General features: G+C 38.2%; 13 protein-coding genes. 4 read left to right on the top strand and 9 right to left on the bottom strand.

The genetic code is table 11. From position 1 onward, the window contains the following. Positions 1-271: 271 nt before the first annotated feature. Both IPJ53_02125 and IPJ53_02120 read right to left on the bottom strand, forming a co-directional pair. The gene (locus IPJ53_02125; protein MBK7797886.1) at positions 272-9,265 is read right to left on the bottom strand and encodes a M36 family metallopeptidase; all 8,994 of its coding nucleotides are present in this window, start codon (positions 9,263-9,265) and stop codon (positions 272-274) included. 241 nt (positions 9,266-9,506) lie between these two features. Beyond that, positions 9,507-11,009, bottom strand: coding sequence for a polysaccharide biosynthesis C-terminal domain-containing protein (locus tag IPJ53_02120; GenBank protein MBK7797885.1), 1,503 nt, complete (start codon positions 11,007-11,009; stop codon positions 9,507-9,509). Positions 11,010-11,492: 483 nt separating this feature from the next. Between IPJ53_02120 and IPJ53_02115 the strand changes: the two genes are divergently transcribed. Continuing rightward, a complete protein-coding gene (locus IPJ53_02115) occupies positions 11,493-11,726 on the top strand; it encodes a hypothetical protein (protein MBK7797884.1) in 234 nt (77 codons plus the stop codon). A 3-nt stretch (positions 11,727-11,729) separates the two neighbouring features. Next, positions 11,730-11,978 (top strand): 4a-hydroxytetrahydrobiopterin dehydratase, encoded by a 249-nt coding sequence (locus IPJ53_02110; protein ID MBK7797883.1) that lies wholly within the window; start codon positions 11,730-11,732, stop codon positions 11,976-11,978. A gap of 76 nt (positions 11,979-12,054) precedes the next feature. Here IPJ53_02110 and IPJ53_02105 read toward each other — a convergent pair whose 3' ends face one another. From IPJ53_02105 to IPJ53_02080, 6 genes are all read right to left on the bottom strand, one after another. Beyond that, positions 12,055-12,813 (bottom strand): hypothetical protein, encoded by a 759-nt coding sequence (locus IPJ53_02105; GenBank protein ID MBK7797882.1) that lies wholly within the window; start codon positions 12,811-12,813, stop codon positions 12,055-12,057. Positions 12,814-12,815: 2 nt separating this feature from the next. Next, positions 12,816-13,610 (bottom strand): Nif3-like dinuclear metal center hexameric protein, encoded by a 795-nt coding sequence (locus tag IPJ53_02100; GenBank protein ID MBK7797881.1) that lies wholly within the window; start codon positions 13,608-13,610, stop codon positions 12,816-12,818. Positions 13,611-13,677: 67 nt separating this feature from the next. Then, the gene (locus IPJ53_02095; GenBank protein MBK7797880.1) at positions 13,678-14,757 is read right to left on the bottom strand and encodes a flippase-like domain-containing protein; all 1,080 of its coding nucleotides are present in this window, start codon (positions 14,755-14,757) and stop codon (positions 13,678-13,680) included. A gap of 2 nt (positions 14,758-14,759) precedes the next feature. Beyond that, complete coding sequence (locus tag IPJ53_02090; protein MBK7797879.1) at positions 14,760-15,113, bottom strand: aspartate 1-decarboxylase; 354 nt, start codon at positions 15,111-15,113, stop codon at positions 14,760-14,762. Positions 15,114-15,172: 59 nt separating this feature from the next. Further along, positions 15,173-16,030 (bottom strand): pantoate--beta-alanine ligase, encoded by an 858-nt coding sequence (locus IPJ53_02085; GenBank protein MBK7797878.1) that lies wholly within the window; start codon positions 16,028-16,030, stop codon positions 15,173-15,175. Positions 16,031-16,198: 168 nt separating this feature from the next. Next, positions 16,199-16,804 (bottom strand): hypothetical protein, encoded by a 606-nt coding sequence (locus IPJ53_02080; GenBank protein MBK7797877.1) that lies wholly within the window; start codon positions 16,802-16,804, stop codon positions 16,199-16,201. A gap of 141 nt (positions 16,805-16,945) precedes the next feature. On the opposite strand from IPJ53_02080, the gene IPJ53_02075 reads away from it, so the two are divergent. Together IPJ53_02075 and IPJ53_02070 are read left to right on the top strand one after the other, a co-directional pair. After that, positions 16,946-19,246 carry a beta-N-acetylhexosaminidase gene (locus IPJ53_02075; protein ID MBK7797876.1) on the top strand — a complete coding sequence of 767 codons (2,301 nt, stop codon included), beginning with the start codon at positions 16,946-16,948 and terminating at the stop codon, positions 19,244-19,246. Positions 19,247-19,456: 210 nt separating this feature from the next. Next, positions 19,457-19,900: a DUF417 family protein gene (locus IPJ53_02070; GenBank protein MBK7797875.1), complete on the top strand. Its 444-nt coding sequence runs from the start codon at positions 19,457-19,459 to the stop codon at positions 19,898-19,900. A 402-nt stretch (positions 19,901-20,302) separates the two neighbouring features. On the opposite strand, the gene IPJ53_02065 is transcribed toward IPJ53_02070, so the two are convergent. Next, positions 20,303-21,091, bottom strand: a complete 789-nt coding sequence (locus IPJ53_02065) for an SDR family oxidoreductase (GenBank protein MBK7797874.1) — start codon at positions 21,089-21,091, stop codon at positions 20,303-20,305. Positions 21,092-21,171: the final 80 nt, after the last annotated feature.

The following is a 21,171-nucleotide window of genomic DNA, read 5'->3' as shown; positions in this document are numbered from 1 at the left end:
CTTAAATTAAAATCAAGATTGGATTTGCTCCGTCTTTTGAACCTAACTCAGAATTTGGTAAAATACTCTGAGATTGAGCAATGGATGCGTAAAATTAGTACATGTTACCGAAGTTCATCCACTACATGAAACATTTATAAATATTTTTTTTTAGAACATATTTAACATTGTAACAGAAAACAATTAATACCTGATTAAAAAGTTATATTAACAAAAAAGGGTTGCATTTGTGCAACCCTTTTTAGGTAGAAATTTTTTCTGAATATTAATATTACTCTACAGATATCATCTTTCTGGTAGCCGTATGATCTGCAGCATCCAGTTGATAATACAATACTCCGGTGGCATTCAAGTCTCCTTTACTGATCTGCTGATGATTCAATCCTTTCTGACCTTTCATCTCATACACCCGAAGCACTTTCCCTGTCACGTCGTATACTGTCAATTTCACAGCACCTGATTCCGGTAATCGATAGCTCACCACAGTCTCTTTGCTGAATGGGTTCGGTTCGTTTTGATACAATTCGAATACTCCGCTCTCTACGATACCCTTATCTGTCCTCACAAACATTACAGGCTCCAGTACATTGTCCTTCTCATCGTAGGCCTGCGCACTCGTCAGGTTGCTGTTAATTGTAAGTAGATTGCTCAGCTTTCCATTTCTGGTTGCTCTGAAGTTAACTACAAACAATTCTTCCTCCTTACCATAACTTATTCCCTTATCGGCATTCCAGCTGGTCGTCAACATTCCTTCTGATATCCTCTTTGTTCCAAAGTTGGCTTCTGTAGTCTTCAATACACCAGACTCTATTCCCTCATACATCAAACTGTTCTCGTCAAACTTCAACGTAAACTGATATCCGGAAATATTTCTGAAGTCTGATGACTTGAAGCTCACCCGGTAACTTTCTCCTGCGATCACTTCTTGGTCTTTGATTTCAAAACTCAACCTGCCGCTTGTCCTGCTCTGACTGCTCTGGGCTCCGTTTGCTCTGGAATCTCCAGTTACATCTCCCATCTTCACGGATATGAAATCTATTACCTTACTTTGATCCAACATCAAGTCAGCACTTCTTGGTGCATCCCATGGTGATTTTGGATCCGCAAATACATAACCTGCAGGTACAAACGTCCAGCTCTTCACATTCTTGAACTCACTGTTGATTCCCAAGATCAACTTTCTCAATTCTGCCATATCCGATGCAGTGATTGTTTTGCTGGCATTCACATCTGCCGCAAGCAACTTATATGGATCTGTAATCTCTGAAAGTCCTAATATGTGTTTCTGGATTTTTACGATGTCCTGAGTTGTAACTCCATTGGATGGTTCATCTTCACGTTCTGGTTTAACCGTATAGTTTTCGTCCATTATTAAATCACTAAAGCTGTATGGACTACCCATCATCTGCCTCATCATTGATCCATTGTGGAACAAACTAACTTCAACTGGTCTGGTTTCAACTCCAGTCTCAGTTTTAATGTTACCAGTGATTTTACCTTTAGCTGATCCTACATTAGGGCAGATATTTTGGTTGTCCTGAACAACGATGATGGTCTTACAGTAATCTTTATTTCCTTCTTCGTCTTCAACCCAAAGTTCTACTTCAAAGATTATTTCATCGTTTAACTTCTTGTCCACAAAATCCTGACAACAAATCGTAAGTGATGGTTTGGTCGGATCTTCATCGAAATAAAATTTAAGATCTCCCTGGCTTGTACAGTTGTCATAACTTCCCTTATCCAAATCCTTAGCCCAGATATCCACACAGCCGCTGCTTGGCATTGGCACAGTAATCACGCCGGTCAAACAATATGGTGTCGGTGCTTTGCAATCCTTGATCTCAAACAAACTCTCACATACTCCCACATTGCCACAACCATCCTCTACAAACCACTTGATCTTGTGGATTCCTATCGGGTACGTACCACTCGCGTTGAATGGATTGTGACTGTCATCTGCAAATGGATTGTGGCTGAATTCTACCGTATCTCCTGCTGCATATTGTTTGCTGGTCAAGGTGCCTACCCGGAAGTCATAGCCTCCATGTACTCCCTTGCCATCATTGAATGCATCTATCTTATACTCCCAGAACAACCAGTCCACCGGTGTGCAATTATCTGTAGCACTCGCCGTCAAACTTATATGTCCCACACACACGCCTAACTTACTGTCGATTTTCGCAGGCTCACATGGACCCACACTGCAACTCACCACCGGACGGTTTTGATCCCTTACTTTGATCACCTGTAAGGCCTCCCATCTTCCATGATCAGGATCGATGAATGGATCGTACTGACACCAGTCGATCACTACCCATCTACGCAACACCTTGAAGCATGCATCTGGCTCTATGTTAAACTGCTCATCAAAATATTCTATCGACAACAACGCACAGTTGTCATCTGCATTATTGATCACCTGTGGTCTGCCCAATTGTGGATTGTCTGGTGAAATATCTGCTCCACAGCCATCCAACGTCACCGGCGTCTGCGTACATACTCCGTTTGGCCACAATAAATCCGTATATCTTGGATCGTTGCAAGCCACATCATCTATATAAAATGGATCGCAGTCTACTACCCAGATTGTCTGTATCGCCGTTACATTGATGTTGTTAGGTCCCGTCGTAGAGATGATCCTTTGGATCACACCCTGACCACATTCTCTCAGGTCATTGACCGTAATCGTAGGGGTCGATCCACATGGACTCAATACATATCCATCAAAGCCCCAGGTCAACTCATACTTCCTGTCCCAATGCGCCGTATCAAAATACTGATAATAGTATTCACACGCCTGGTTCGGTGCAGGTTTCGGTTGTGCATTCGTCTGTACATATCCAGGGTAACCTGTATAATCATTGCGCTCACAGAATTTGTAGCATACCAAATCCTTGGTCACCACTTTCCTTCTGTCTGTTAAGCTCGTTACTACTTTACCAAAGGTCGCATCATTCGGATTCGTCAACTTCGTTACATCAAACCAGAACCAACAGCTCACCACGATGTTCGGTGGTGCGATTACCGTAGGCACTGCCTTGTTTTGTACTTCTACTTCTACCATACAGTCGCTGAACCTTCCGTTCAACACACTGCTGGTACTCGTCATTCGGATCGGCGTCACAGGTCCTGCTCCCGGATCTACATCAAACACTCGCAACACGACCATCACCTTCGTACCTACATCCGCACAGCAGAAATCTGTATAATCATCAAAATAGATCTGGTTTCCTGCCAATATGCTGTTGTCATCTCCATTGCGTCCCTGACATGCTACCACATTGTTTGAATTACTTCCATTATTCGTTCCCAGTAATTCTGCCATTCTGATCACCTTGAAGTAAACATGCGGCTGACAATTGTCAAAACTTCCTTCATCCAGATCCTCTGCATGCAATCTCGCATAATTCGTCAATGGACTCTGATTTCCACTCAGACTCACTACTGTAGCTGTTCTACATACTGCCTGCGGTGGTACTCGGTCTATTACATTCAATACTATTCGCTTCTTCGTAATGTTGCCACAGCAATCCGTCGCTACTATATAGCCATTGTATATTCCCTCAGGCATATCCAATACCACAAATCCTGCTGTCTCATCTCCTAATACCGATCCATTGTCCACTTCCACTGTGTAGTGTACTTCATTTGAACAATTGTCCAATATCCATGGCGCAGGCACCTCCCATCTTCCCGTACATGTCCAGCTCTCCATGTTCACTCGTGCACTATCCGGATACAACACCTGTGGACCTTCATCGTCTATCACCTTGATGATTTGATTATGACCACCCAACTGGCTTGTACACCAATCCATCACTGTCCACTGTCTCAATACTTTGTAGCAACCGATCGGACCTGCATCACATCCCGGCGTCGCCAGGTCAAATACGATGTCCTTGTATGTTACCGTAAGGTTTGAACACTCCGCTCCTCCAGGTCTTCCCGTTCCTACCCACATGATGTGGCGGTCAGGACCCCAGCACAATGGATTGTTCGGTGACCATTGTCTGTGTTGTGGATAATACACCGGATCAGGACTTGGATGTCCAAAGTGTGGATCATTCACATCGTCTATACAATTCCAGCCCAACACTCTCGGCAACCTCCTGTTTGGATATTGGTCAGGTGCATTAGGATTGGCTAACCAGAACGCAGAGTCTAATATATAGCCATCCACGCACTCAGGGAAATCCGCCATGTGTGGGGTTACATTCTTATTCCTGTCTATCTTCTCATCACATTCCAACGCAGGCTGATCCAAATTGTCATAGTTCGATGGAACTGTTACTTCAAATAAATCTCCGAGTCTAATCCGGATACTTTGAATGCATTCTGATCTGTTTCCTGAACCATCAATTGCAATCCAGGTACGCTGAATGATGCTTGAGAATCCAGCACCGCAACTACCGTAAGTTGTCAAATCCCTGTATGTCAAACTATATCCACCACAATTTTCTTCGACAGTTGGTAATCCAAGTGGTCCCCCAGGATTAGTATTTGTTCCACATGATACATCATTGGTAAGCGGACAAGAAATCTTCGGAGCGAGTTTATCTTCTACTCTTCCATGGCCCCAACAGCTGTTGCCGGTAACTGGATCTATGATCGTTATTTTTAACTCTCTTCCTATGTCATTTCCATTGATTTGTACCCCGCGTCTGTTAGGCTCACGGTCAATCAGTGGTCCTCCCTTCCAGTCTCTTACCTCTACTATATAATCGTCATAACATGAATATGGACCTCCTTCCAATACCATATCAGGGTAGATTGTAGCTTTGCAGCTATCGTCCAGACTGATCTGGATGTCATCATTACATGCCAATGCTCTGGTTGGATTTGCGTATTTATTCACACATACCTCAAATTCACATGTTGCTACATTACCCGATGCATCTGTCGCTCGGTAACATAGTTTCGTACAACCTATAGGGAAAAAACATCCCGGTCCATATGGCGCTCCACAGGTCTGTACCAATGGCACCCGATTTGAATTCGCCAAATTGTATCCAATAACACCCATCCAGTTGGCTCCTCCAAATCCAAATGAGCTGTTGATAAATGGCGCTGCAAACTGTCCTCCAGTATACGTCGCTCCGTTTATAGGTGTATTGATGTTTGCATCTCCCATTGGCCTAGCCGCACAGCCACTGAACAAAGATGCGTTTGTGCCGCCTGTGCCCGGTGCATGGATATAGATTCCTCTGGTTTCTCCTGGTGCCATCGTCAAGCAGCCTAAGACCGTAGTCTCCGTTTGAATCGGTGCACAACGTTTCAGCGTATCTGTTCTTGATCCAGTCAATAATCCAAAACTGTCTATCCTGGTGGTAAACTGCGCTCCAAACTGTGGTGTACGTGTCGCACACAGCGTCCACGCATTCGGCGTAGCCACTACCGGCGCATGCCCACCAGGATTCCTAGTATAATATATGTTGTGGGGTACGTTCGCAAAAGCTCGCTCACCCAACAATTGTAAATTCAATAAACTTCCTGAGGTGTTTACTAAGTCAAACATCACTCCCCAACTGGCAGCTCCTCCGGTAATAGACCAGTAAGATGCCGGTGGTAAACATACAGTAGTCGTATTTCGGTTGCCAAAGTATGCGCCTGCAGGACAGTTGTCCATAGCCATAAATGGCGGTGCATCCCAACTGGCTTCACACTCCCCTGGACCAAGGTTGATGGTAACAGGTGATTTCGTAGGACAACCCATAATCATTGGAGGTAAATTATCTGCCACCGTAACTACTGCCAAGCAGGTGCCAACATTTCCACACTCATCAGTGGTTGATAAGGTCACATTATTAGGTCCAATGTTGGCGCAAGTAAATGCTGTCCTACTTGCAGTTACAACAAGTGAACTCGTTGGAGTACAATTATCCGATATGCTTTGAGTAATCTGTGAAGGAGTTATTACTGCATTGCCTGTCTCATCCAAAAGGACGGTAATATTTCTGCACACGACTAAAGGAACTGTATTATCAAATACAGTTATGATTTGAGTACAGGTTCCAGAATTACCACATGCATCAGTTGATCTGTATGTCCTTGTTATAGTAAATCTGTTAACACAGGTTCGGTTGGTAATTACATCCCCTACATGGGTAACAACAAGCCCAACATTTCCACAATGATCAGCGGTGATTACACTACTTGTGTTTACAGGTGGCACAGCACTTGCACACTGAACATTAACCGGCGCAGGACAAACAACAGATGGAGCAGTTACATCATTCACCACAATAAGTTGGATGCACTCTGCAAAATTCCCGCACGGGTCTGTCACTCTATAAATTCTGTGTACATTATATCTGTTCGGACAGGTTTGATCTGTTATTGAATCTTTTCTGTGTGTCACAACCAAAGTCCCTTGACAAGTTCCATTAGAAACTCTTGGGGCTCCAATATTTACAGCAGGTATATCAATTGCACATCCCACTGTAACATTGGCTGGGCAAGTAATTGATGGACCAGTTCCATTGGTCGCTCCGAAAGTGATACATACGCGACCATTACCTAAATTTACCCCCGGAGTAGTATTACCACCGGTTACTCCACCAATATAAGAAGACCCTCCTCCACCATGTGCATCAACAGAACCTGCTCCTCCTCCATAATATCCTCCGCCCCCAGCTCCCGAATGCAATGAACTACCTGCAACTAAACTAGAATTACCACCTTGACCGAGGGTTCCATTTTGACCTCCTCCGTTTGGCCAACCACAATTAGCTCCAATGCCGCCAATTCCACCTGCAGATTGTGTACCCCCAGTTGCATCACCAACTGAACAATCACCACCGAGTCCATTGGAACCAACAAGTCCGCCTCCTGCTCCTCCTCCTTGATTTCCACAAGAAAACTCAGCTCCACCTCCACCACCTGCAACAATAACTCTGTTTGCAAGTCCTGAACCTCCTTTTCTTACGTCAGAAGCTCCACCTCCACCACTACAAGTACTGGGGTCGTTGCATCCGGATCCACCACCATTAAAGGCATTTCCAGGACCATTAAATCCCTTTTGGCCAACAAAAATATTTAAAGTTTCTCCAGGTGTCACAGCCAATGTTCCTGTAGCAAGTCCTCCTCTTCCTCCTCTGTCTGGAGATCCTCCACAAACATTTATACTTGACGGTGCAGTTGCACCCTCAGCACCATTTGCCTCTATTGTAACAGATGTGACCCCTGCAGGAACTATCCAAGTCTGCATTCCGCCAGTAAAGTCAAAACACACAGTCTGTGGTGCTTGAGCCATACAGGCAGGCGGAATATCAAAAGCCTGAGTTCCATCAGACCTGCTGCCAGAACTTGCCTGAAGTGCACTGTATCCCAATCCTCTTTTTGCAAAAGCTTTCCAAATCAAGCATGCATTCTGGGCATTATAAAGAACTGTGTCAGCTTTGAGTATTGCATTTCTTGCATCGACAAAACCAGGAGAACATGGTTGTAACTTCAATGCTTCTGTCACCAACTTTAACGCGCGATTATTACCACCGTTTCCGGTATAAAAATTAGGGTCAAAACCATATTGGGCGATTAAATCCCAGGTAACTTCCCAAAGCATGGCACACCAGACTGAGCCAACTCCATGTGGTACCGCAGCGGTCTTGATATTATCATAAGTATGAGGATTTACAGCCAAGTTTGTACTGTATGGGTATTGTCTAATACCAGGACCGGTGGGAGGTTGTCCAAACAACCATGTTCCAATTCCTCTTGAATTAGGACCGGCATCTCCGGTTCTCATAGTCAACATTAATCCGTACCAATCACTCCATCCTTCTCCAGGTTGTTCTTGATTGTTCAAACAACTTGAGTTAAAAGGACCACCTGTTAATCTGATGGATATCCCATGACCATATTCATGAATAATAACTGCATTGTCAAGGTCACCATCACGATTTCCACATACATACATTTGCATCCTGGGTCTGTTACCTTCTATAGGAGTGGCAAAATTTGCATTACAAGTACCAGAGCCATCTTGGGCTTCAGCCATTACGTCGTCATTCCCTGTTCCCCCTCTTCCATAATTATTTACCTGAAAATTTCCAGCTGCTTCGGTAAAACCATATTGGTAAATTACATCATGAATAATGTTTGTCCAATAAAACAAATTTGTGATGGCAGCAGGTTCTGATTCATCAACCCCCATAGTATAAACTGTATTTATGGGATAGTCAAAAGTCAAACCACCACCACCATCCGGACTAAAACCTGGATTGTTTCCATCCTCGTAGGAATGGGTGTTATTTCCTCTTGTAATTGTAAACTCTGGTCCGGCTGCGCCATTCGTGTCATGCCATCCAAAGGGTGACGCTAAAGCGTTGTCTGGGTTCAGTACCAGGGTTCTGCCACCATGACCCGGAGATTCAATTGGCATGGCATATACCCTGTAACCACCTACCATAGCAGGGGTAGGAAAAGCTGGGACTGAATATTTATTGCTTTTCTCTTCGTGTAATTCAATATTGCAATGTTCCGAATGATGTGCATCACCGAATCCGCAATTCACCACCAAATTATTTTTAAATAAAATTTTCCCGGTGGTGGCATCTGCCAATATATGCCAATAGTTCAATTGGTTTGGCTCATAGATGTACATTTCCCAAGCAAGAACTATGTTATCCTTTACAGTTGAATTTGAAACGGTGCTTCTGGTTCTGAAAGGAAAGTACTTCAATTTGACTGGAATGTCCTCAATTGAAATTTGACCTCTTGCAATTATGGATTTTTGTTCTTTTCCCCCCAGATATTGCATCACGAAAAGATTACCAAGTTGCTGGTAACCTAGCTCAGCCGAAACTTTTTCTATAGCTTGGACAGGGGTTAAATCAGGAGTGCCATCTCCCTGGATAGATTCCTTTAAATCTGAAATGAACAGATTATTAGCCGTAAATAAACTTCCTGTATTTTGAAAATGTGCAGAGCTCTCCGTCGTAAAAATACTTATTCCAGCATATCGCTGAGTAAAGTAGATATGTTGAATACCAGAAACGGAGCTTACATGGTGCGAAGTAATTTCGAAATCACTCATGTCTCCACTTTTCAAACCATAATAGGCTGAAGTATTCTTTAAATAGCTTGTAACCTTCTCCTGAGGTGACTGAGCAAATAAATAATAAAAATTGGTAAACAGTAACGTGAAAACCAGTAAAAACTTTGTGTTCTTTACTGACCTTAATTTAAAGGTACAATTGCCGTTCATGAGAGCAGGTTGGTTTTGGTTATAAATCGTCTTTTCATCTAACCCACTGTCAATCAACACATAAGTGTGGTAAACTTATTTTAATATGTTGATTTATAAAGGATTAGGGTTCAAAAGTAATAAATTTTATGATTTTATAAATGTTTTTTCAAATTAGTAATAATTTATTTCTCAGTTGGACCTTCATTGCCAAGAGGAAATAGTCGAAAATAATTTTGAGGAAAAGACAAAATCAAAATTACTTAAATGATGAATTGAACATTTAATGCAGGAATTAGCACATTAAATATTGATAATCAACCTATAAAATAGAATTATGATCTATAATTTGAAATCGGTGGGACAAAACCTCCTTATGATAAACCCAATAGGTGTACATCATCAAAATTCCAATAGAAGTAATCATTCTGGTAATATTTGAAAGTCCTAATGAACTGAAAATGATATTAGTGAGATAAACTGCCAAAACGCTAAATATCAAATAAGCAAACATTCTTCCCAAATGATATGGAATGGGCATATTTCTTTGCCCTTGAAGATAGGACAATGCTGAAATAAAAACATATACCGTAAAGGTAATCCATGCAGATGCGTTGATACCATACCGAGGAATGAGAATAATAAAAAGTATTGAATTTAAAATCATACCCAGCATACTTATCATTGCAGCAGTTCCTGTCCTGTCTGACAATTTATACCATACGGACATATTCGTATACATACCGGCAAAAATATTACCCATCAGTAATATTGGCACAAGGTTAAGAGCATTCCTGTAGGAGGGACCTAACAAATTTGCAAACAGTCCCAGATTCAAACAAGTAAAAATGTATATGGCTCCTGCACAAATAATAAAAAATAATGATATCGATGCATAGGCCTCCCCGGAATTCTTTTTTCCTGCATATCGAAAAAAGAAGGGTTCTACCCCATAGTTGAAGGCCGTAACAAAAAGATTCATTATGACAGCCAGTCTTGTAGCAGCAACTAAAGAGTCGCTCATTTTTAGGTTATCTAATGATTCACCTGGAAGAATGTATTTTAAAAAACTGGTATACCCATTTTGGATAATGGTGTAACTCAAGGTAACCAATATCAAAGGCCAGGAATACTTCAAAACTGGTCTTAAAAATTGCCAATTCACTGATTGAAGTCCAGTCCTAATTTCCTTCTGAAGAAGCAACAAACTTAATAAACTAGCTATAAGATTAGCTAGGAGTACCATGTATAATTTCTGGGAACTGGTAGAAATTAAATCTATAAAGGATGGGTAAAAAAGTGGCAGGCATTCAAAAAAAAATATCACCAACACAATGTTTAACAATAAACCAGACAACTTAATCCATGCATACCTTCTGGGCCTCTTTTCATACCTCAATTTTGCAAAAGGCAGCGAACTTAAAACATCGCAAATTAATATGCCAAGCGCAATGTAAAGATGTCCACTAAAATCTCCTTCATAGTTTAGAAAATTAAGTATGTGTTTTTCCCCAACAATTATTCCTGCAGCAAAAAAAAACGAAATCCAAAACACAGCTTGAGTTGCAAGAGGATATATCGCGGCAGCATATTTATCTTCAGAGACATACCTAAAATAAGTAGTCTCCATTCTGAGGGTCAAAACTCCGAGTAGCAAGCCTATATAAAAATATAAATCCTGATATATAGCAAAATATCCATCTTCCCCAGTAAATACCCTATAAGTTAAATAAGAGGTTACCAACAGAAAATTAATTACCCTACCCAAAGAGTAGCTCAAACCATATATCATGGTTTCTTTAGCTAAAGATGCAATTATGGACACTTATCTTAGTCTATTACCTGTAAAGATTAAAAAAATTAATTGCTTTTGAAAAACCCATTAAATAATACTCCTTAATTGAACAACTTAACACTTGCCAAAAAAGGAAATTTGACAACCAATTTAATCGAATTTATTACTATAATCTGGTTGTTCAATGTAAGAATTAGTTATTTAATGCTCCTTCAATGAAGTTCTAACATCCGGAATTGTTCAAATTGAAATTTTAAAAAACTATTTGAATTGCCATATGAACAGCTATAAAAACGGACTGTCTCAATTTATTTATTCAAGAAATGAATACCAAAGGCCAAGAAATTAATAATTGTTCAAAAGAGTAATCCTTCTGTTTAACATTACCATACGCCAATTAAAAGTGATGTCTAATGAAGCCGTCAGGCAATTGTGTCAGGAATCTGCATTCAAGAGCCCGGACTCTTGTGCTTTGGATGATTTTTTAATACCAAAGTTTCATAAAATAATGAGATGGATCAAAAGAAAATATGGCAATTTGAACTGTTAGCTCAAGGAGTTCCTAAACCTGCTCCTAATGTGATTTTATTTGTTGGAAAAGCATCTCCTGAAGAGAAACTTAAATACCATCATGTCAATTTTGTTCAAGAAACAAAAATAGTTCATATATATTTTGTAAAGACTATCAAAAAATTGAATGAGGTAATGCCAAAAAATATACTTAATTTTGAAATGAAACGTACATAAATCATGTGGAAAGAAGAAAGTAACAAGTTGTCCATTCACCTCGAGTTTAAAGATTTCGCTGAGGCCATGGGTTTTATTATTGAATTAAGTATAAAAGCTGAAAAGATGAATCATCACCCAACGTGGAATAATACCTGGAATAAAGTTGATATTTACTTATGTACACATGATGCAGGCGACTCAATAACTGCAAAGGATAGAATACTTGCCAAATATATTGACGAAGTTTTAGTCAAATATCAACTTAAATAGGATAATTAGCCTACCTAGTTATTAAAATTTGTGTACTCAGGAAAATTTAAAAATAGCGGGGAAACTTGAAATCAAATTAAATTTCTACTTCCTGTATAAGGTCATCCACCAAGACTCGACCACAATGTTCGCAAGCAATAATTTTTTTACGGAGTCCAATTTCCAATTGAACTTGTGGGGGAATTTGATTGAAACAACCGCCACAAGCTGACCTTTTCACCATTACAACAGCCAAGCCATTTCTGTAACGCTTTCTGATGGTATCATAGGCATGAAGCAGTCTAACTTCAATTTTCTTTCGATATTTATCTGACTTTGCTATTAGCGTAGTTTCCTCCTTGTCAGTCTTTTCAATTATTTTATCTAGTTCCGTTTTCTTCTCTTCAAGATCTTTTTGTCTGGTAGTTTGCTTCTCAACTATTGCATCAAGAGTTAGCTTCTTAGCTTTAGCTTGCTCTGCGGATTCTTTCATTTTCTTTTCCGAAAGCTGGATTTCCAACCTTTGAAGGTTGATTTCTTTCGTCAAAGCATCGTACTCACGGTTATTTTTAACCCCATCCAGCTGTTTTTCATATTTTTTTATTGCATCTTCAGCCGCTTTTATATTAGACTTATGCGCTGAAGCCTCTTTTTCTAATTCAGTGACGGAACTTTGTAGTTTGCCAACCTTAACAGCAAGACCAGAAATTTCGTCTTCTAGGTCACTTACCACCATTGGCAGCTCTCCCTTTAGAACTTTGATCTGATCTACCTCAGAATCAATTATTTGTAATTCAAATAATTGCTTTAATTTCACCCCAATTGGTATTTCAGAAACCGGAATTGTTTTTGCCATAATCAATAATATTGTATCGGGTTTGTATTAATTTTTGTGCAATGGGTTGCAAAATTAGGAAAATTCTTTGAAATCAAGCTAAATAATAAATCTACTGTAAATTGTTCACTTTCGAAATGGCCAATATCGATTAGAAGAATTTGTCCATTAGCCTCAAAAAAATCATGATACTTGAAATCGGCGCTGATCAGTACATCGGCTTCCTGTCTGATCGATTCGCTAATAAGAAAAGATCCAGAGCCACCGCATAAAGCAACCTTATTGATGGGTCTCCCAAGGTCCATTGTATGCCGAATTGATTTGGCTTGTAATTTGTCTTTGACCAATTTGAGCAGATCCTGACAGACAAGTGGCTGGACAGTCTGCGCCAATAAACCTGCACCAACACCTTTTTCCGCGTGGTCCTTAACCAGTAATATTTTTTGATTAATCAAGCCCAACCTATTAGCAATAGTCTCATTTACTCCGTTGACCAATACATTATCTAAATTCGTATGAATTGCATAAATGGCAATATCCTCTTTTATAGCCTTGATAATTACTCTGTCTACATAATAATTGACATTTAACTTCTTGAGAGCCCTGAAAATTATAGGGTGATGGCTTACAATAAGGTTACATCCCTTTGACTTAGCCTCTTGCAGAATCTCATCAGTAACGTCCAGACAAGTTAATACACCGGAAACTTTCCAATTAGGATCACCGGTAATTAGTCCTGCATTATCATACTTTTCCTGATAACTTAAGGGAGCAATTTCCTCAAGGAAGTCAGTCACATCGGTTATTTTGTTATCCATTTTCTAATTAAATGTGATTGGTATACATATTGTAATGATTTCAAGTGACCTCTACTAAATTGCTAAGCTACCCTTGAGATTGAATTATATTATTTGCATTATCGGATGCCATTTTCTTTTTAAGTCGGCGGTTAAAAATGTACATTACTAAAAGTGCTGCAAGGCCCAGTATTACATTGTCTGCAAATTGTGCACAGAAGAAGGATATGTTCGCGAAGGAAAATGCATCAACTGGGTTTATATTGTAATAAGCCAGTACTAAAATAATCAGGTAATGATAACTTCCCATGCCTCCTGGAGTTGGTATCAACATTCCTAATGACCCGAATACGTAAATCACCAGTCCGGCTATCATCGAAAGTTGTGATGTGGGCTCAAAAGATTTTAAGGCAGCAAATAACATAACATAAAACCATATCCAAATAAGGAGGGTGTACAACAAAAATGCACGTGGTTGTTTGATTTTTTTAATCACTACCAGGCCTTCATAAAATCCTCTTATCCGGTTTTTCAAATTACTGAAAAATAATAGATTTCTCCACTTGTTTCTGGTCAAGTATAAAACCACCAAAAATAATATGGACAAGATAGGTAGTATTAGTTTTTGTGTAAGTGAAACTTCGGAAAGATATTTATCGTAAAAAACATTAAATGTGGATAATTGAGTTAAAATGGTAATAAAAATAATTATTGCCATAGAAATCAAGTCGACCATCCTGTCCAATACTACTGTGCCAAAAGCTTTATCTAATGGGATTTTCTCATATCTGCTAATTATTGCAGCCCTAACAAACTCTCCGCTTCTAGGTATTCCAAGATTGGCAAAATAAGACACTAAAACAGATCCAATTGCATTGATTTTATGTGGATGGTAGCCCAACGGCTCTAATATAATCAGCCATCTAAGTGCTCTGAAATAATTGCTCAAATAAAAGGAAAGGAATATGATAACAATGTAATACCATTTAACCTCCAATAAATCATGAAGCATTTTTTTCCAAAGTATACAGTTCTCCGGACCAATGCCATTTTCTCTACAATAAGCTTGATAAGATTTATCCTGGGTGACAAAAACCCAATACATTATTCCAACGCCCAAGGCCAGAAAAAACAGAAATTGTAAAAACTTCTTAAAAAAATGTGACAAAGCTATATATCTTTAACCCGATTCCTATCATCCACAAAAATGGATATGGGATGAAAATTTTGGGCCTCTTCAGGAGTCATGATTGCATAAGAAATTACAATGATGATGTCTCCTATTTCAGCCTTTCGCGCTGCAGCACCGTTTAGACATACCATTCCGGAATCTTTTTCACCCTTTATAACATAGGTTTCAAAACGTTCCCCATTATTGTTGTTAACTATTTGAACCTTTTCTCCTTCATACAGATTGGCAGCAGTCATAAGGGTTTCATCAATAGTTATACTTCCAACGTAATGAAGGTTGGCTTGGGTAACCGTAGCTCGGTGGATTTTGGATTTAAAAAATTGCAAAAGCATGAGGCAAAATTAATTAAATTGTCTGACAACCATAATAAGTCATTTTCAGAGAAAAAAGTTTAATTGGGGTGTCCCTTTAAGATCATATTGTCAATTAGTCTTACATTTCCAGCCCATGCAGCCACACAAGCTACCAAATAATCAGAATTGACGTGTTTTTGGACCTTTTTTAACGTAAAACCATCCACAATTTCAAAATATTCAGGTTTTAATCCTACTTTGGTCAGTTTGTCAATACACATCTTCTCTAACTCATTTAAATCTAAACTCATATAATGCTCCTTAGCAAATAACAATGCTTTGTTGATTTCAGGCGCAATTTTCCTCATTTCCCCACTCAATCGCAAATTTCTGGAACTCATTGCCAGTCCATCATTTTCACGCATAGTTGGTCCAATTACTAACTCTATCTTAGGTTTTAACTCATTAATCATTTGATGCACCAAAGTAAATTGCTGGAAATCTTTCTGCCCCATATATAGGTAATCAGGTTTCACAATGTCTAAAAGACGATGCACTACCTGAAGCATTCCATCAAAATGGCCAGGTCTAAAGTGACCTTCCATCACTCGATCTCGGCCATTTAGATCTACCGTAACAGTTGTATTAAGATTTTTTGGATAAACTTCATCCACTTCAGGTATGAAAAGAAAATTGCATTTTGCTCTTCGCAAAAATTTACTATCCTTTTCAACCATCCTGGGGTATTTTTTTAAATCTTCAGAACTATTAAATTGACTTGGATTGACAAAAATACTAACCACAACAATATCAGCTCTTTGAGAAGCAAGTTCAACCAGACTGATATGACCCTCATGAAGCGCCCCCATAGTTGGCACAAAAGCAATTCGCTTTCCCTCCACTCTACATTGATCCAGCACTTTCTGTAAACCTTTAACTGTTTTATACGTCTTCATGAAAGTTAGAAAGCAAGTCGTTTTTAATAATTTTCCACATTTATCAAAATTATAAACCTACAAATGAAATGAACTTTACTATCCATTTAGTTATCAATAAAAGTAAGGTTGAAAAAATTACTTGAATTTAATTGAATCTGAAATAACTAATTATATTTTAAAATTTACTTATCTCATTCTGGGGGTTCTCCTTTTACCCCCTGGGCGGAACATCATTCGCTGATCCATTTGGCCCATCATTTTCATTTTACCTTGTTGTCCAATAACCTGATCAATCATTTTTACTTGTTCTTTGAACATCTCCTTGGAATAATTTAACTTCTTTAATTCCCGGTAAGTATTGTTCGCTTGGGTCCATCTGCTTTTTGAAATATGAATATTGATCATTTGTATTAAAATCATGGCTTTCTCATTATCTGAAGGAAGCTTTAAGGAAAGGGCTTTGTTAAACCACCCTTCAGCTTCATTATGACGCTCCCTTTGGACATCAACAGAACCTTTGATAAGATAATAATAGGCTCTGTTTGTTACATATAACCATTCTGGCTTGATGGTTAATGCCAGTCTTTTCTCACATGATTCAAAATCCATGGTTTGCATGAATTGGGCTGCAGATTGTATCGTGCCTAGAAAAATATAACTTAAGAGAAATAAGACACCAATTAACAGTATAGGGAAAGCATACCAAAAGCCAATTGTGAAAGCCAAAACAACGCCTCCAAGCAAACAAAATAGGATAATTGCTATCTTTAAATAAATATTAATTACAAACATAATATTTCAATTTTGATAGTTCAAAGGTAAAAATAAAACTATTGTTCTGGTTAAATTGCAGAATATAACAAAACTATGGTTTCTTCGTTCTGATGTTTTCTTAGCTTTATACCTCAATATTATATGATGCATACTACGTATATGAAAAAGATATTGCTTTTATTATTTATTTGTAATTGTTTAAAGGTCACTTCTCAAAATACCTTTATTCACAATATCATACCTCAACCGAAAACAATTAAGGTTGCAGGGGGGAAAATGAGGATAGACGATATTTCAATTATAAGTATTCCAAAACAAAATAAGCAATGTAAAAGAATCGCTCAACTCTATGTAAATGCATTGAATTTAAAAAAAGTCAAAATTTTAGAATCTCCAAAACCTGTTTTCGGTAAGTCTAAATCCATAGTTCTTCAACTTAATTTAAAAGAAAATAATCCTGACCAATATTCCTTGACCAGTAGCAAAAGCGGAATACTAATTATCGCATCAACTGAAAAGGGATTATTTTATGCATTGCAAACATTGCTCCAATTGATCGAAGTTGAAAACCAATTAGTTGACTCTAAAACAATGGTTCCATTCATTAATATTGAAGATGATGCAGCTTTTAAGTATCGTGGTTTGCATTTGGATGTTTCTCGTCACTTTTTTTCATTGCAAACGATCAAACTCTATTTGGATTTAATGTCAAGATATAAATACAATACATTTCACTGGCATCTAACGGATGATCAAGGGTGGCGTCTGGAAATTAAAAGGTTTCCCGAACTTACTGCAACTGGTGCTTATCGGGATGAAACGCTTATTGGTCATTATAGCGACCAGCCACATAAATTTGATGGCGTGAAATATGGTGGCTTCTACACTCAAGAGGAAGTAAAGGAAATTGTTGCTTATGCCGCTGATAGGTTTATTGAGGTTATACCTGAGATAGAAATGCCGGGTCATGCCAGTGCTGCTCTTGCATCCTATCCTATATTTGGTTGCAGTGGTGGACCATATAAAGTTGAAAAAGTATGGGGTGTTTTTAATTCGGTATTCTGTACCAAGGACACCACTCTTTGGTTTATGAAGGAAATTCTTGAAGAGGTTTGTGACCTATTTCCTTCTAAGTACATTCATATCGGTGGAGATGAGGTTCCAAAATCCAGCTGGAGTAAATGTTCTAATTGCAAGATAATTAAGCAAAGACAAGGGCTTAAAAATGAAGAAGAGTTACAAAGTTATTTCATTCAGCAGATTGATATTTATTTAACAAACAAGGGTAAGAAACTCATCGGTTGGGACGAAATCCTTGAAGGAGGACTATCGCCAAATGCGACCGTAATGTCTTGGAGGGGTGTGAAAGGTGGAATACAAGCAGCAAAGGAGAATCATGATGTAATCATGTGTCCAGGTACACATTGTTACTTTGATCATTATCAATCTACCCATTCAAAAGAGCCGTTAGCAATTGGTGGTTATACATCACTTGAGAAAGTCTACAATTTTAATCCAATTCCAACTGGCTTAACTGAAGGTAAAGAAAAACACATCCTTGGAGCGCAGGGTAATCTTTGGACAGAGTATATACCCAACGAAAATCACCTGCTTTATATGACCTACCCAAGAGCAATCGCTCTTTCTGAGGTGAATTGGAGTACTAATGAGGGAAAAAACTATCAGGATTTCCTTTTGAGACTCAAGGCGCATGCCAAATGGTTCAGAGATAACAAATTACCTTTCTCACTTGCATATATGGACCTTAAATATAAAACTAAATCTAACCCAAATGGGGTTGAATTTTATTTTATTAAACCCAATAATAAAGGAAGTGTCCTGTTGGAAAGAGAGAGTCCTGATGAAGGTATCATACAGGATAATAGTTCTCAGGATACCTTTTTACTAGACAAGTCAATAGATTTCAATGCCTGGTACCAGGATGAAAACAAAACATTGGGAAGACCTTTAAAGTTAAGCTACAACCACCATCTTGCAGCCGGGAAAAAAATTAGTCTGATCCAGCAACCATCTGAAAAGTATTTTAATGGAGAAAGTGGTTACCTTGTTAATGGATTTAAAGCCCCACAAAACAAATTTTCAGGAGATGAGTGGGTGGGTATGGAAGGCAAAGATTTTGAAGCTATTATTGAATTTGATAGCATTACAGAAATTCAATCCATTGGCTTTCAATTTTTCTCAAGTCTTGGCTCTTGGATACATTTTCCAACTGAAATTTTAATGTATAAATCCAATGATGGTAAAAATTTTATTGACTTTCATAAGGAGCAAATTATACCTTCAAATAAAAAATGCATTGAACCTGAAATCTTATTTAAAGAAAAGAAAGCAACTAAGTTTTTGAAAATCTTGGTTAAAAATCATGGCGAAATTCAAGAACCACAACCTGGAGCTGGTCATAAAGCTTGGCTATTTATAGGGGAAATCACCATATTATAAATTTATAAATATTTGATCAAAAACCTGTAATTCATCCATTGATAAATCTCTTTCAGCAGTTAATTTTACATAAATAATAATGTCAAAATGGCGATTGTCCTATCCATTTAAATAGGAGTTTCAAACATTATTTTGTGTATTTCGTCAATTAATCAACCAATCCATTTTGGCTGAAACCTAACTTAGCGCCTATAATTTAATACCTGACCAATGAAAATTTTAAGCCTAAGCCAGACCAGTAGTACATCAGATTCCAAAGATCTGATTTTATTTATTAATAGATTTTCTCTGGCCATAGTTTTCTTTTGGTTTGGTTTTCTCAAAGTGATCAGCATTTCACCTGCTGAAGGACTGGTCAAAAGTCTTTATTCGGCTACCCTTTCCTCCTTTATAGAAATTAACTCCTTTGTTTTCATTTTGGGTGTCATTGAGTGTATTATTGGCATAATGTGGCTGTTTCCGAAATTAACTAAATGGACTTTTGCATTATTTTCCTTTCATATGTTCACCACATTTCTTCCCTTGATTTTTCTGACACAGGAAACCTGGCAAACCGATTGGGCACTAACATTAACCGGTCAATATATTGTAAAAAACGTGGTATTGGTAGCTTGCGCTCTTACGATTTATATGTCTGATAGTAAGAAATTTTAGTAGACGATACAATACTAAGATAAAAAACAGATTCTGTAATTCAGAAGTCTGCTTTTTAAAAATATCAATTGATAACTTCATAAAAATTGCAATAAGTTATCATTATTTTAAATAATTTGTCTTCCAAATTATTAATCATAAAACAAGCCTCTGATCAATCTCACTGTCGGAATATTTAATGCGTGATTCCTTATAATTTCTTTGCAATCTTAGCCAAATATTTTTTAAAGCTTTGGTATTACTGAAGGTTTAGAAATAATCGAAATCATAATGTATCAATATCGTGGAAATGACAAAAAGTGCAAAGAATTTTTAATCAGAAAGTCTCTGGCTAATTCAATAAAGTCTGAATAGGGTACTTAGAAGAATAAAAAGAAAGTTTCAAGAACCAATGTATTGTCACTAAAGACTTTTAGTCCTACCACCGTCTACTGGAAGATTAATTCCGGTAATGTAGGTAGCCAATGGGGATGCTAAGAAAATTGCAGCGGCTGCAATTTCATCTGGCTGGGCAAATCTCCCCATTGGTATGTTGCTTATCATTTTTTTTGAAATTTCTTCGGTGGAAGTATGAAGAGTATTGGATTCACGCTCAATTATGGAGCTTAACCTTTCAGTCATAGTTGCCCCTGGAAGAATATTGTTTACAGTAATTTGATAAGGGGCCAATTCATTTGCCAATGTTTTTGCCCAATTTGCTACAGCTCCCCTAATAGTGTTTGATACACCCAAATTATCCAATGGCTGCTTAACCGAAGTAGATATAATATTTATAACCCTTCCATATCCTTCTGACTTCATCCCTTCAATAAACAAAGAAAGGATTATTTGATTTGCTAAAACATGCTGTTGAAAAGCTGACTGCAAAAATTCAATTGGAGCTTTACATAATGGACCTGCCGGTGGACCTCCAGTATTGTTAACAATGATATGTATCCTCATTGCATGAGCTAAATTTGACATAATTGTCTTTAGTTCATCAAGATTGCTCAAATCAGCGGTTAAGGCCATATGGGTCTGTCCATTATTTTTTGGCAATTCTGAGACCAATAGATCCAACTCAATTTTATTCCTTGAAACTGCTACAATTGTAGCCCCGGCATCTGCCATTCTCAGGGCAATTGCTCTACCAATACCTTTACTTGCACCACAAATTAATGCTGTCTTTCCTTCTAAATTAATTTGAATCATATCTTGTTCTTTAAATTCCTCTTTATCTAACTCAATTTTCATGTAAAAATATTCTAACTTTCAATAATATAATAAATTAA

It is taken from the genome of Candidatus Vicinibacter affinis, assembly GCA_016714365.1.
GTDB lineage: Bacteria > Bacteroidota > Bacteroidia > Chitinophagales > Saprospiraceae > Vicinibacter > Vicinibacter affinis.
Note: the sequence above shows the minus strand (reverse complement) of the source record. Positions and strands in the feature narration are given on the sequence as shown.